This window comes from Brevibacterium sp. BRM-1 (assembly GCF_026802075.1).
GTDB classification, from domain to species: domain Bacteria; phylum Actinomycetota; class Actinomycetes; order Actinomycetales; family Brevibacteriaceae; genus Brevibacterium; species Brevibacterium rongguiense.
Map to the genome: position 1 here is coordinate 959,539 of NZ_CP113788.1, position 13,582 is coordinate 973,120.

The following is a 13,582-nucleotide window of genomic DNA, read 5'->3' on the forward strand; positions in this document are numbered from 1 at the left end:
GCGCGTCAGCGCGGGGCGCCCGCCTCGCCCAGGCAGCGCGAGCCCAGGAGTGCCTTGAGATCGCCGAACAGGCTGGGGCCCGGCGTGACCCGCACGGTCTGGTCGAGGCGCATGAGGACGCGCCGGCCGGGCTGGGTGAGGCTCAGCCGGACCTCCGTCTGGCCCGAGTTCGCCTTGAGGACCTGGCGCAGCTCATCGACGAGCTGGGGGGTGCACTTCTCGATGGGCATCGTGATGTTGAGGGGGCGGTCGGTGGGATCGGAGACGTCCGGCAGCGTCATCGCCTGTGCCGTGACGGAGGTGGGCCGGTCATCGGAGAGGCGCACCCGCCCGGTGATCGTCACAACGACGTCGGTGGCCAGCAGGGAGGCGACGGGGTCGTACACGTCGCCGAAGAACATCACCTCGACGCTGGCCTCGAGGTCCTCGACGACCACCGACGCGTACGGCCGCCCCTTGGTTTTCGACACCTTTCGGGTGACCTGGGTGATCATCCCGCAGATCGTCACCTGTGACCCGTCGGGCCGGGGGGACTCCGGGTCGACGAGCGCCACGATCGGTATTTCTGCTTCCTTGGCCAGCACGCTCTCGAGCCCGTTGAGCGGGTGGTCGGAGACGTAGAGGCCGATCATCTCGCGCTCGAAGGCGAGCTTCTCCTTCTTGTCCCACTCGGGACGGTCGGGCACGGGAACGGCGAAGCTCGACGCCGAGTCGTCCTCCCCGCCGAGCTCGGCGAAGAGGTCGAACTGGCCGGCCGCCTCCTGGCGCTTGACGCCGATCACCGCGTCCACCGCCTCCTCGTGGATCTCGACGAGCGAGCGGCGGGTGTGGCCGAGTGAGTCGAAGGCGCCGGATTTGATGAGCGATTCGATCGTGCGCTTGTTGCACACCTGGCTCGGGACCTTGTCGAGGAAGTCGGAGAACGAGGCGAACGCCCCCTTGTCCGCGCGGGCGGCGGCGATGCCGTCGACGACGTTGTGGCCCACGTTGCGCACCGCGCCCATGCCGAAGCGGATGTCGCTGCCGACGGGGGTGAAGTTGAGCTCGGACTCGTTGACGTCCGGGGGCAGCACCGTGATGCCCATCCGGCGGCACTCGTTGAGGTAGACGGCCAGGCGGTCCTTGTTGTCGCCCACCGAGGTGAGCAGGGCGGCCATGTACTCGGCCGGGTAGTGGGACTTGAGGTAGGCGGTCCAGTAGGAGACGAGGCCGTAGGCGGCCGAGTGCGCCTTGTTGAACGCGTACTCGGAGAAGGGCACGAGGACGAGCCACAGCGCCTCGATCGCGGCATCCGAGTAGCCGCGCTCCTTCATCCCGGCGGAGAACGGGACGAACTCCTTGTCGAGGATCTCCTTCTTCTTCTTGCCCATGGCCCGGCGCAGCAGGTCGGCCTGGCCGAGTGAGTAGCCCGCCACCTTCTGCGCGATCGCCATGACCTGCTCCTGGTAGATGATGAGCCCGTAGGACTCCGCCAGGATCTCCTCGAGCGGCTCGGCCAGCTCGGGGTGGATGGGGGTGATCGGCTGTTCGCCGTTCTTGCGCAGCGCGTACTTCGTATGGGAGTCGGCGCCCATGGGCCCGGGCCGGTAGAGCGCGCCGAGGGCCGAGATGTCGTTGAAGTGGGTGGGCTTCATCATCTTGCACAGCTGCCGGTAGCCCGGGCTGTCGAACTGGAACACGCCCAGCGTCTCGCCGTTGCGCAGCAGCTCATAGGACGCCTCGTCCGTGAGCTCGAGGTGCTCGAGGTCGAGATCGACGTCCTGGTTGCGCTTCACGTTTTCCACCGCGTCGGAGATGATCGTGAGGTTGCGCAGGCCCAAGAAGTCCATCTTGATGAGACCCAGGCCCTCCGCAGTGGGGTAGTCGAACTGCGTGATGACCTGGCCGTCCTGGAAGCGGCGCATGATCGGGATGACGTCGATGATGGGCGCCGAGGACATGATGACGCCCGCGGCGTGGACGCCCCACTGGCGCTTGAGGCCTTCGAGGCCGAGCGCGGTGTCGAAGACCTCGCGGGCCTCGGGATCCGTGGCGAGCAGCTCGCGGAATTCGCCTGCCTCGTTGTAGCGCTTGGCGCCGGGCTGCTCGATGTTCTTCAGCGGGATGTCCTTGGCCTGCTCGGACGGCGGCAGCGCCTTCGTCAGCCTCTCCCCCATGGAGAAGGGCTTGCCGAGCACGCGGGCGGAGTCCTTGAGCGCCTGCTTGGTCTTGATGGTGTTGTACGTGACGATCATGGACACGTACTCGGAGCCGTACTTCCGGGTGACGTACTCGATGACCTCCGAGCGGCGGCGATCGTCGAAGTCGACGTCGAAGTCGGGCATGGAGATGCGGTCCGGGTTGAGGAAGCGCTCGAAGATGAGGCCGTGCTCGAGCGGGTCGAGGTCCGTAATGCGCATGGCGTAGGCGACCATCGAGCCCGCGCCGGAGCCGCGGCCCGGCCCCACGCGGATGCCGTTGTCCTTCGACCAGTTGATGAAGTCGGCGACGACGAGGAAGTAGCCGGGGAAGCCCATCGAGATGATGATGTCGAGCTCGTAGTCGGCCTGCTTGCGCACCTCGTCCGGGATGCCGGCCGGGTAGCGATAGTGCAGCCCCTTGTCGACCTCCTTGATGAGCCAGGAGGTCTCGTCCTCGCCGGGCGGGCAGGGGAACTTCGGCATGTAGTTGGCCGAGGTGTCGAAGGAGACCTCGCACATCTCCGCGATCCTGAGCGTGTTGTCGCACGCCTCCGGCATCTCCTTGAACAGCGCGCGCATCTCCGCAGGCGACTTCAGGTAGTACCCGGTGCCGGAGAACGCGAAGCGCGAGCCGCCCTGATCGTAGGTGGGCTCGATGAGCTTGGAGCCCGACTGGATGGCCAGCAGCGCCTCGTGCGCCTTCGCATCGGATTCGTGGGTGTAGTGCAGGTCGTTCGTCGCCACGAGCGGGAGGCTGAGCTCCTTGGCCAGGCGCAGCAGGTCCCGGCTCACCCGCTTCTCGATGGACAGCCCGTGGTCCATGATCTCGCAGAAGTAGTTCTCCGCCCCGAAGAGCTCCTTGTACTCCCCCGCGGCGCGCTTGGCCTCCTCGTACTGCCCCAGGCGCAGACGGGTCTGCACCTCACCCGAGGGGCAGCCGGTCGTGGCGATGATGCCCTCGGAGTACTGCGAGAGCAGCTCGCGGTCGATGCGGGGCCACTTGCCGTAGACGGAGTCGAGCGAGGCAATCGACGAGGCACGGAAGAGGTTCTGCATGCCGGTGTTGTTCCGGCTCAGCAGCGTCATGTGCGTGTACGCCCCGCCGCCGGAGACGTCGTCGCCGCGCTGCGATTCGTCCGTGCGCCACTTCACGCGGGTCTTGTCACCGCGCGCTGTGCCGGGGGTGACGTAGGCCTCGACACCGATGATGGGCTTGATCCCGGCGTCCGTGGCCTGCTTCCAGAAGTCGTAGGCCCCGAACAGGTATCCGTGGTCCGTCGTGGCGATGGACGACATCCCGGAGGCCTTGACGGCGGCCATGAGGTCGCCCAGCCGGGCGGCGCCGTCGAGCATCGAGTACTCGGTGTGGACGTGGAGATGCGCGAATTCGCCCGTTGCCACGGATGTGCCCCCAAACTGCTAGAAAATGCTCACCCCAGGCTACCGCCGGTCACGGACTCGGGCGCACCACACCGCCGCGGTCCCCGTCACGGCGTGCGGGCCCGTGGCAGGATAGCGGAAGGCACCCCGAAGCGGTGCCCTGCCCCCACCCTTCTGAAGGAGCACCCGTGACTGAGCAGCAACAGATCGACGCGATTCGCACCGCCCTGCGCGCCATTCCGAATGAATATTTCTCCGCCTGGCCGGGCGGATGGCCCGAGGAACTCGGCACCGCCCTGGTGGAGGCTGTCTATTCGATTCAGGCGACCTATAACGCGAAGGATCCAAAACGCGGCGTGGCCGGCCGTCTGCGCACTTTCCGTACGGATCATCCTGAGGCGCGCAACGATCTGGGTGCGCTCACCACAATCGGGGAAGAGCGGATTCGCGAGATCATGGGCGACACGAAGGTCGGCCGAGGACGCAAGTACAAGAGCGTCGCCGTTCTCGAGGCAGCCGAGAATCTCAGGAGTCTCTCGCCCGCCGTCAATGCGGCCGACGACTTCCGAAAGGCCGACCCGAACGAAGTTCAGCGGGCCTACACGTCCGTCAACGGACTGGGCTGGGTGACCTTCGACTACCTCGGCATGCTCCTGGGACGCCCGGGCGTGAAGTCCGACGTCATGATCAATCGCTTCGTCAACGAGGCCCTGGCTGCCGAGGACCTTCCGGGCGTGAGCCGTGAGCAGAGCAAGGCACTGCTGACTGCCGTCCAGGAGCAGGATGCGCCGGCCGAGAATCTGACATTCCTCGATCACGCGATCTGGCTGCACGAACAGGACCGGGCTGCGGACCAGAACCTCGACGAGGAGCTTCAGGCACCGGCCTAGCGGTGGGATCGCCGCGCGCGCACGTGCGGGCGCGGCACCCCGCGCCCCGGGCCTACGCCTCCCCGGCGCGGATGCCCTCGAGCGCGGTGGCGAGATCGTCCGGGTAGTCGCTTTCGAACTCGACCCACTCGCCCGTCTCCGGGTGCTCGAAGCCCAGCTTCACGGCGTGCAGCCACTGCCGCTCCAGCCCCAGGCGCCGCGCGAGCGTGGGGTCCGCACCGTAGGACAGGTCGCCCACGCAGGGGTGCTTCGTCGCGGACATGTGGACGCGGATCTGGTGGGTCCGCCCGGTCTCCAGGTGCACCTCGAGGAGGCTGGCGCCGCGGTGGGCCTCGAGCACCTCGTAGTGCGTCACCGCGTGCTTGCCGTCCCGGCGCACGGCGTAGAGCCCATCGCGCTTGGGGTTGCGGCCGATCGGCGCCTCGATCGTGCCGACCACCGGGTCGGGCAGGCCCTGCACGAGCGCGTGGTAGGTCTTCGAGACGGTCCGGTCCTTGAAGGCGCGCTTGAGGACCGAATAGGCGTGCTCGCCCTTCGCCACGACCATGACGCCCGAGGTGCCGACATCGAGGCGCTGGACGATCCCCTGGCGCTCGGCAGCACCCGAGGTGGCGATGCCGTAGCCGGCCGCCGCGAGGCCGCCGATCACGGTGGGGCCCTTCCAGCCGGCCGCCGCGTGGGCGGCCACGCCCACCGGCTTGTCCACGACGACGAACGCCTCGTCGTCGTAGATCACGCGCATCCCGGGCACGGGCTCGGCCACGATGGACAGGGGTGCCTTGGGCTCGGGCATGGCCACGTCGATCCGCACGCCGGCGCGCACGCGGTCGGACTTGCCGGCCGCGGCGCCGTCGACGACGACCCCGCCGTCCACCGCGATCTGGGCCGCCTGCGAACGCGAGAGCCCGAGCATCCGCGACAGCGCGGTGTCCACCCGCTCCCCCTCGAGCCCCTCGGGGACGAAGAACGACCGCTCGCTCACAGCGCCGCCTCCTGACGCTCGGCGCCCCTGCCGGCAGCGGCGCGCTCGGCCTCCGTGCGGCCGTCGAGGCCCACGCCGCGCACGGTGGCGAGCACGATCGTGCAGGCCGCCGCCGTGATGGCGATGTCCGCGACGTTGCACACGAAGAAGTGCAGGTCGATGAAGTCGACCACCGCGCCGCGGAAGAACCCGGGCCGGCGGAACACGCGGTCGGCGAGGTTGCCGAGCAGCCCGCCGAGCAGCAGCCCGAGGCCCACCGCCCACGCGGGCGAGGCCAGCCGGCGGCTGGCGACGAGGATGACGGCGAGGACGGCCAGCGCGATGAGCCCGAAGACCCACGTGCTGCCGGCTCCCAGGCCGAAGGCCGCACCCGGGTTGCGCAGGAAGGCGAAGCCCGCGAGGTCGCCGAGGACCGCGATCCGGGGGCGGCCCTCCAGCAGCGCGATGGCGCAGGCCTTCGACGCCTGGTCCGCCACGACGACGACGACGGCGATGGCCGCGAGGACGAGGACCGCGCGGGAGCGGGTGGTGCGGGCCGGGCTCACAGGGGCCTCCTCGGGCAGCGGCGAAGCGGGGATGGGGCTCCCCCAGTGTAGGCGCGGCACAGCGCGACCACGCCGTGCGGGCCCCGGACGCGCGAACGGCCGCGGCCCCGGAAGGGGCCGCGGCCGCCGCGCAGCGGTGCGGTGGTGCTCAGAGCGAGTGCTTGGCGTTCGTGCCGGCGCCGCCGTTGCCGAGCGTCTCGGGAGCCAGCGAACCGGAGTTCTCCAGGTCGCGCAGCTGATCCGTGAGGTAGCTCTTGAGGCGCGTGCGGTACTGGCGCTCGAAGTTCTGCAGGCGTTCGATCTCGCGCTCGAGCGCGCTCTTCTGCGACTCGAGCTGGGAAAGCGTCGCATCGCGCTTCTTCTCGGCGTCGTTGACGATGTCGGCCGCCTTGGCGCGGGCCTCGGAGATGAGCTTGTCGCGAGTGCGCTCGCCCTCGGCGACGTACTCGTCGTGGAGGCGCTGGGCCAGCGAGATGAGGCCGTGCGCATCGCGGTCGCCCTCGGCGCCCGCGGCGAAGCCGGCGGCGGCGCCGCCGCCGAACGGCGAGGCGGAGCCGGCGCTCGGGGCCTGCTGCTCGGGCGCGGCGGGAGCGCTGGTCTCCTCGACCGAGACGACCTCTTCCTGCTCGAACGCGACCGGCGCCGACTCCTCGGCGGCCGGGGCCTGCGAGGCCACGAGGGGCGAGGACTGCGACTCGGCGGCGGGAGCCTGCGTCTGCTGGCCCTGCTGTGCTTCCGCACCGGGAACGGCGGCGGGCATCGCCTGCGTGGCCTGCGGGTCGTCGAACGCGGCGGAGCCGAAGGACCCCGACTGGGCACCCTGGGCGCCCTCGCCGCGGGAGAGCTCGCTGACGCGCTGCTCGGCCGCGGAGAGCTTCTGGGAGAGCTCGCTGACGCGCTGCTCGGCCGCGGAGAGCTTCTGGCGGAGCTCGTCGTTCTCCTGGTACAGGCGACGGAGCTCGACTACGACCTCATCGAGGAAGTCGTCGACCTCGTCCTGGTCGTAACCGTCGCGGAACTTGACGTGCTGGAACCGCTTGTTCACTACGTCTTCAGGCGTGAGCGCCATGAGGCCACCTTCTGTCGGATGCAGATACTGTCGATCGCAGGGCGATGATCAAGGTCACCATACCCCACCACCAGCCGGTTTGTCGCGCCGCCGCCGGTGCCGCTGCGGCAGGGAGCCCTCAGGCGAGCATGAGCGCCGCGTAGCGGCAGAGGTTGGCGAGCACCTGCACGCCGATGAACACGAGGATGAAGCCCAGGTCCAGCGCGATGCCGCCCAGCCGCAGCGGCGGGATGATGCGGCGCATGAGCTTGACGGGCGGATCAGTGAGCGTGTAGATCACCTCGCACAGCACGAGCAGGAAGCCCGTGGGGCGCCAGTCGCGGGCGAACACCTGGATGAGGTCCACGATGACGCGCGCGATGAGCACGTAGGTGTAGAGGCTGAGCAGCCAGAACAGGATCAGGAAGATGAGGCTCAACGGAGCGGGCCTTTCGACGAAGACGGCGGGCTACTCACAAGAGTAGCCCGCCGAGCTTGGGGGTTCTGCAGAGCGGCCGGTGCGCGGCCTGCGCTCAGCTCTGGTTGAAGAAGCTTGCGTGCTGGTCCGCGGTGGGCTCGGCCTCGGAGGCGACCTCGATGTTCTCCGGGGTCAGGAGGAACACGCTGTTCGTCACCTTCTCGATCGAGCCGCGCAGGCCGAAGATCAGGCCGGCGGAGAAGTCGACGAGGCGCTTGGAGTTGGCCTCGTCCATGGCCGAGAGGTTCATGATGACGGGGATGCCGTCGCGGAATGCGGTGCCGATCGACTTCGCGTCGTTGTAGCTGCGCGGGTGGATCGTCTGGATGCGCTGCATGGCGGACGGGGCGGCCGCTTCGACCGGGCGCATGGACTGGCGGATGGGGGTCACCGGCGCGGCCTCGCGGACGGGCTCGGGCTCGGCGTAGTCATCTTCGACCCCGTAGTCCTCGACCTCGTACTCCTCGCGCACCTCCCGGCGGCGCGGGGCGGGCTCGTCGTAGTACTCCTCCTCGTCGCCGAAGCCGAAGTAGTTGCCGATCTTCTTGAGTGTGGACATGCTGTGATCCTTCGCTGCTCTGCAGGGCTGTTCCCGCAACCCAAGCTATCGCAGGCGCCAGCGCGCGCGGGCGACGTCCTGCGGCGTGTCGCGGCGGGAGTTGGGCCGCCGGGCGCGGGCCTCAGCGCGCCGCGTCGAGCCAGGCGATGCCGGCGAAGCGGCCGGTTCGGCCATCGCGGCGGTAGGAGAAGAGCTGGGTGTCCTCGAACGTGCACTCGGGTGCCCAGTGCGCGATCGCCGCTCCCCCGCGGGCCAGCTGCTCGGCCACGCCCGCGGCCACGTCGAGGGCCGGGGTGCCCGAGTGGGAGACCGCCGCGGCGACGGGCTCGGCGGCGGCGACCTCGGCCCGCAGCGCGGCCGGCACCTCGTAGCACCGCGAGCAGATCGAGGGGCCGATGTAGGCCACCGGCGCGCTCGCGCCGGCGGACTCCAGCGCGGCGAGGACCGCAGGCACCACGCCATCGGCCATGCCCCGGCGCCCGGCGTGGGCGACCGCGACGACGCCGGCATCAGGATCGGCGAGCACCACGGGCGTGCAGTCGGCGACCATGACGACGAGCGCCAGCCCGGGGACGGTGGAGACCTGGGCGTCCGCGCGGACGCCCGGCCCGGCGGCGGCCGCGGCGCGGTGGACTGCGGTGCCGTGGACCTGCTCGGTGAAGCTCAGCCGCTCGGCCTGCAGGCCCAGCACGGAGGCCAGCGCGGCGCGGTTGGCGGCGACCGCCTCGGGCGCGTCGCCCACGTGCCGGGCGAGGTTGAGCGAGGAGTGCCCGGAAGCACTGTAGCCGCCCCGCCGATCCGTGAACGCGATGTGGGCGGACCCACGCGAACCGGATGCGACGAAGCGGCTGTGCAGCACGGCGGTCTTACTTGAGGAAGTCCGGGATGTCGAGGTTGTCGGCATCGTAGGAGCGCCCGCCGGTCTCGCGGCGCTCGTCCGGCAGGGTCTGCGGGATCGGCGCCTGCGCGGGCGCCGAGGCGCGCTGCGGCTGGTCGTCCTTGGGCTCCTCATCGCGCAGCGGGGCGGAGGCGGGTGCTGCCTGCTCGCTCTGCTCGTCGTCGCGCTTGGCGTGGCGGCCCGGCGAATCGAGGCGCTCGCCGGGCAGCGGGGCGTCGAAGCCCGCCGCGATGACGGTGATGCGGCACTCGTCGCCGAGGTTCTCGTCGATGACCGTGCCGAAGATGATGTTCGCCTCCGGGTGCGCGGCCTCCTGGACGAGGCGCGCGGCCTCGTTGACCTCGAACAGGCCCAGGTCCGGGCCGCCCTGGATGCTCAGCAGCACGCCGTGGGCGCCCTCGATGCTGGCCTCGAGCAGCGGCGAGGCGATCGCGGACTCGGCGGCCTGCACGGCGCGGTCCTCGCCCACGGCGGAGCCGATGCCCATGAGCGCGGTGCCGGCGTCCTGCATGACCGACTTCACGTCCGCGAAGTCGAGGTTGATCATGCCCGGGGTGGAGATGAGGTCCGTGATGCCCTGCACGCCGGAGCGCAGCACCTCATCGGCGGACTGGAAGGCCTCGAGCACGGAGACGTTGCGGTCGGAGATCGACAGCAGGCGGTCGTTCGGGATGACGATGAGGGTGTCGACCTCTTCGCGCAGTGCGGCGATGCCCGCTTCCGCCTGAGCCGAGCGGCGCCGGCCCTCGAAGGTGAACGGGCGGGTCACGACGCCGATCGTGAGCGCACCGGCCGAGCGCGCGATGCGCGCCACAACGGGGGCCGCACCGGTGCCGGTGCCGCCGCCCTCGCCGGCGGTGACGAAGACCATGTCGGCGCCGGACAGCGCCTCCTTGATGGCCTCCTCGGAGTCCTCGGCCGCCTTGCGCCCGATCTCGGGATCGGCTCCTGCGCCGAGCCCGCGGGTGAGATCGCGGCCGATCTCGAGCTTCGTGTCCGCCTCGGAGAGGAGGAGCGCCTGTGCGTCGGTGTTGATCGCGATGAACTCGACGCCGCGCAGACCGACCTCGATCATGCGCTGGACGGCGTTGACGCCGCCACCGCCGGTTCCGGCGACCTTGATGTCGGCTCCGGATTGGGGGTATTCAGCCAAGTCGCTTCCTCTTTCGACGCATCGTTGTCCGGCAGTACAGCCTTGCCACGACGGTATGGGGCGCGGGCACGCTGTGCAACCATCTTCCCGGTGTGTCCCCGCGATTGGCCCCCAAGTGGCCCTGGCGCGCGCGGCTGCGCCGCACGGCGGGCCCGCTCAGCGCCTGCCGGTGGTGGGGGCGTCGGGCACGGAGACGTCGATGAAGCCCGGCCTGCGGCCGAGCAGCACCCGCGCGACCTCGAACTTCTTCGCGATGTCCGCGGCATCGCCGAAGCGGATCTCGACGTCGCGGCCGTCGGCATCGTAGACGATGCGCAGGTCGCGCTCGGAGGCCGCCTGCGCGCGCTTCGTCGCCGCCCGCGCGTCCTCGGGCAGCTGGCCGAGCATGTCCACGGCCGCCCGGACCGTCGCGGCGCTCGGCGCGCCCCGGGTAATCAGCTGCGGCAGCCCCTCCGGGCGCTTGGCCGCCGTGTCGATGGCCCGGCCGTCGGCGTCGTAGCGCTGCCAGCCGCCCTCGACTTCGACGGCGAGGACGGGGGCGCGGTCGACGATCGACACGCGCAGGGACCGCGGGCCCGACCAGCGCACGTCGATCCGGCTGGCCTTGGGGTTCTCCGCCGTGAGCTCGCGGCCCAGGGGGGCGAGCCGGATCTGCGGCAGCGGGGTGCCGCGGTAGCGCTCGAGCACGCGCTCGCGCACGGCCCCGGCATCGGTGAGGCCGCCGCCGGCGACGCTCACGCTCTGCAGCGCGAGCGCGGGCGAGAACCATGCGACCGCGGCGGCGGCCAGAACCACCGCGATGACCAGCAGCGCCCAGAGCGCGCGGCCGCGGCGCCGGCGCCGGCGCGCGGCGACGCGGTCGCTCAGGCTGCTCGCATGGCTCACGACGCGAGGGCGGCGAGGAGCTCCGGACCCAGGATCGTGACGTCCCCCGCGCCCGCGGTGATGACGATGTCCCCGGGGGCCAGGCGCGGCGCGAGGTAGGGCACCGCCTCGGCGAAGGCGGGCACGAACGCCACCCGGTCAGCTGGCAGCGGGACCTCGTCGGCCACGATCTGCCCGGTGACGCCCGGCAGCGGGTCCTCGCGGGCGGGGTAGACATCGAGCACGACGACGTCGTCGGCGATGCCCAGCGCGGCGCCGAATTCGGCCCGGAAGTTCTTCGTCCGGCTGAACAGGTGGGGCTGGAAGACCACGTGGACTTGCTTGCCGTCCTCGACGATCGCGCGCGCGGCGGTGAGCACGGCGGAGAGCTCGGTGGGGTGGTGGGCGTAGTCGTCGAAGACGCGCACTCCCCCGGCGATCCCGCGCAGGTCGAAGCGGCGGCGGGTGCCGCCGAACGATTCGAGCCCGGAGATCGCGCGCGCGGGGTCGGCGTCCAGCTCGAGGCAGACCGCCAGCGCAGCGGCGGCGTTGCGCACGTTGTAGTCACCGGGCTGCTGGAGCGCGATGGGCCCCAGTGTCCGCCCGCCGGCCTCGACGGAGAAGCTCGAGCCCGCAGACGCGTGGGCGAGGCCGACGATGCGCACGTCGGCACCCTCCGACAGGCCGTAGCGCAGCACCCGCACGCCGGCCGCGGCGGCCGCGTCGGCGATGCCGGCGGCACCGGGGTCGTCACAGCAGGCGATGACGGTGCCGCCCTGCTCGCCTACGTGCGCGCAGAACTCGACGAAGGCCGAGCGCACGGCCCCCCAGCTGCCGTAGTGGTCGAGGTGGTCGGCCTCGGCGTTCGTGATGACGCCGATCGCGGGCTCGTAGAGGAGGAACGAGCCGTCCGATTCGTCGGCCTCCGCCACGAACACGTCGCCGGTGCCGTCGTGGGCGTTCGTCCCGGTTGCGGTCAGCACCCCGCCGATGACGAACGAGGGGTCGGCCCCGGCCGCCTGCAGCGCCACGGTCGTCATCGACGTCGTCGTCGTCTTGCCGTGGGTGCCTGCGATCGCGACGGTGCGGCGGCCCACCATGAGCGCCGCGAGCGCCTGCGAGCGGTGGAGGATCCGCAGCCCCGCGGCCCGCGCCGCGGCGAGCTCCGGGTTCGTCTCGCGGATCGCCGAGGAGACCACGACGGTGTCCGCGCCGGCGACGGCCTGCGCGTCGTGGCCGATGCGCACCTGGGCGCCGAGCGCCCGCAGCGCGGTGACGACGGACGAGTCCTTCGCATCGGAGCCGGAGACGTCCATGCCGCGCATGAGCATGACCCGGGCGATGCCCGACATGCCCGCCCCGCCGATCCCGATGAAGTGCACGCGGCCCAGCCGCTCGCTCGGCACGATCTCGTTCACCTGTCCGCCCCGCTTCCGTCCGCGCCGGCCGCACCGGCGAGCTCCTCCTTGGTCTGCATGCGCTCGGGATACGCCCGCCCCGGGTGCGCAGCGCCCGCCGCCGCGAAGACGCGCGCGGCCATCGCCCGGTCAGCGCTGCGCGGGAACCCCATGTCCGCGGCGGCCTGCGCCATCGCCGCCAGGCGCGCGGGATCGCGCAGCAGCGGCAGCACGGTCTGCGCGGCGTAGTCCGGGGTGAAGTCGGCGTCGTCGACGAGCAGGGCGGCCCCGGCTGCCACCGCATCGGCGGCGTTGAGGCGCTGCTCGCCGTTGCCGATCGGCAGCGGCACGTAGACGGCGGGCACCTGCATGGTCGTGACCTCCGCAACGGTTCCGGCGCCGGCGCGGCAGACGATGAGGTCCGCTGCCGTGTAGGCGTCCTCCATGCCGTCGACGTACTCGACCACGTGGTAGTCGGGGCTCGCGGCCGCGGCCGCGACGACCTCCTCGGCCTTGCCCGCGCCCGTGATGTGGAGGACCTGGACCCCGGCGTCCGCGAGCGCCGGCACGGAGGCGGCCAGCGCCCGGTTGAGCGCGGCCGCGCCGAGCGAGCCGCCTGTGACGACGAGCGTGGTTTTGGCCGGGTCGAGGCCCAGCGACTTCGCGGCGGCGGCGCGCACCCGGGGGTCGCGGCGGTCGCGGTGGGCCACCTCGGCGCGCATCGGCATGCCCACCTGGGTGCCGGGCAGCGGGGTGTTGGCGAACGTGTAGCCGATGAGCTCGGGGCGGCTCAGGCGGGCGCCCAGGCGGTTGGCCAGGCCGGGGCGCGCGTTCGCCTCGTGGATGACGATGGGGATGCCCAGGCTGCGCGCCGCGAGGTAGGCCGGCGAGGCGACGTAGCCGCCGACGCCGACGACCACGTCGACGGCCCGCTCCTTGAGCAGGCGGCGCACGGCGGTGACCGTGCCCATGAGCCGGCGCGGGAACGCGAGCGCCGCCGCGTCGACGCGGCGCGGTGCCGGCACCTTGTCGATGGTGACGAGCTCGTAGCCCGCCGCGGGGACGAGCCTCGACTCGAGGCCGTCCTCGGTGCCGAGCACGATGAGCCGGGCCTCGGGGTCCTGGAAGGCCAGGTCGTCGGCGATGGCGAGCAGCGGCGAGATGTGACCCGTCGTGCCCCCTCCTGCCAGCAGCACTGTGAGCACGGT

The 13,582-nt window shown here is 71.3% G+C and carries 12 protein-coding genes; 1 reads left to right on the plus strand and 11 read right to left on the minus strand.

The features are described 5' to 3' along the window. Nucleotides 1-5: 5 nt before the first annotated feature. Nucleotides 6-3,533 (minus strand): DNA polymerase III subunit alpha, encoded by a 3,528-nt coding sequence (gene dnaE / locus BRM1_RS04210; protein WP_268529698.1) that lies wholly within the window; start codon nt 3,531-3,533, stop codon nt 6-8. 215 nt (nt 3,534-3,748) lie between these two features. Between dnaE and BRM1_RS04215 the strand changes: the two genes are divergently transcribed. Further along, complete coding sequence (locus BRM1_RS04215) at nt 3,749-4,450, plus strand: hypothetical protein (protein WP_268528601.1); 702 nt, start codon at nt 3,749-3,751, stop codon at nt 4,448-4,450. Between the two features lie 52 nt (nt 4,451-4,502). Here the strand turns inward: BRM1_RS04215 and BRM1_RS04220 are convergent, their stop codons facing one another. The 10 genes from BRM1_RS04220 to murG form a co-directional block, all read right to left on the minus strand. Beyond that, a complete protein-coding gene (locus BRM1_RS04220) occupies nt 4,503-5,432 on the minus strand; it encodes an RluA family pseudouridine synthase (RefSeq protein ID WP_268528604.1) in 930 nt (309 codons plus the stop codon). Beyond that, a complete protein-coding gene (locus tag BRM1_RS04225; protein ID WP_160953752.1) occupies nt 5,429-5,977 on the minus strand; it encodes a signal peptidase II in 549 nt (182 codons plus the stop codon). Before BRM1_RS04225 ends, BRM1_RS04220 begins: the two co-directional genes overlap by 4 nt. A 148-nt stretch (nt 5,978-6,125) precedes the next feature. Continuing rightward, complete coding sequence (locus tag BRM1_RS04230) at nt 6,126-7,046, minus strand: DivIVA domain-containing protein (RefSeq protein ID WP_268528608.1); 921 nt, start codon at nt 7,044-7,046, stop codon at nt 6,126-6,128. Between the two features lie 118 nt (nt 7,047-7,164). Then, nucleotides 7,165-7,464: a YggT family protein gene (locus BRM1_RS04235; protein ID WP_160953754.1), complete on the minus strand. Its 300-nt coding sequence runs from the start codon at nt 7,462-7,464 to the stop codon at nt 7,165-7,167. 94 nt (nt 7,465-7,558) lie between these two features. Continuing rightward, entirely contained in the window at nt 7,559-8,062 is a 504-nt protein-coding gene (locus BRM1_RS04240; protein ID WP_268528611.1) for a cell division protein SepF, read from the minus strand. A 121-nt stretch (nt 8,063-8,183) separates the two neighbouring features. Beyond that, nucleotides 8,184-8,921: a peptidoglycan editing factor PgeF gene (gene pgeF / locus BRM1_RS04245; RefSeq protein WP_268528613.1), complete on the minus strand. Its 738-nt coding sequence runs from the start codon at nt 8,919-8,921 to the stop codon at nt 8,184-8,186. 7 nt (nt 8,922-8,928) lie between these two features. Further along, nucleotides 8,929-10,113 carry a cell division protein FtsZ gene (ftsZ, locus tag BRM1_RS04250; protein ID WP_160953757.1) on the minus strand — a complete coding sequence of 395 codons (1,185 nt, stop codon included), beginning with the start codon at nt 10,111-10,113 and terminating at the stop codon, nt 8,929-8,931. Nucleotides 10,114-10,269: 156 nt separating this feature from the next. Beyond that, a complete protein-coding gene (locus tag BRM1_RS04255; RefSeq protein ID WP_268528615.1) occupies nt 10,270-10,998 on the minus strand; it encodes a cell division protein FtsQ/DivIB in 729 nt (242 codons plus the stop codon). Then, nucleotides 10,995-12,329 carry a UDP-N-acetylmuramate--L-alanine ligase gene (gene murC, locus BRM1_RS04260; protein ID WP_160953765.1) on the minus strand — a complete coding sequence of 445 codons (1,335 nt, stop codon included), beginning with the start codon at nt 12,327-12,329 and terminating at the stop codon, nt 10,995-10,997. Before murC ends, BRM1_RS04255 begins: the two co-directional genes overlap by 4 nt. A gap of 62 nt (nt 12,330-12,391) precedes the next feature. Next, the gene (murG, locus tag BRM1_RS04265) at nt 12,392-13,579 is read right to left on the minus strand and encodes an undecaprenyldiphospho-muramoylpentapeptide beta-N-acetylglucosaminyltransferase (protein WP_160953759.1); all 1,188 of its coding nucleotides are present in this window, start codon (nt 13,577-13,579) and stop codon (nt 12,392-12,394) included. Nucleotides 13,580-13,582: the final 3 nt, after the last annotated feature.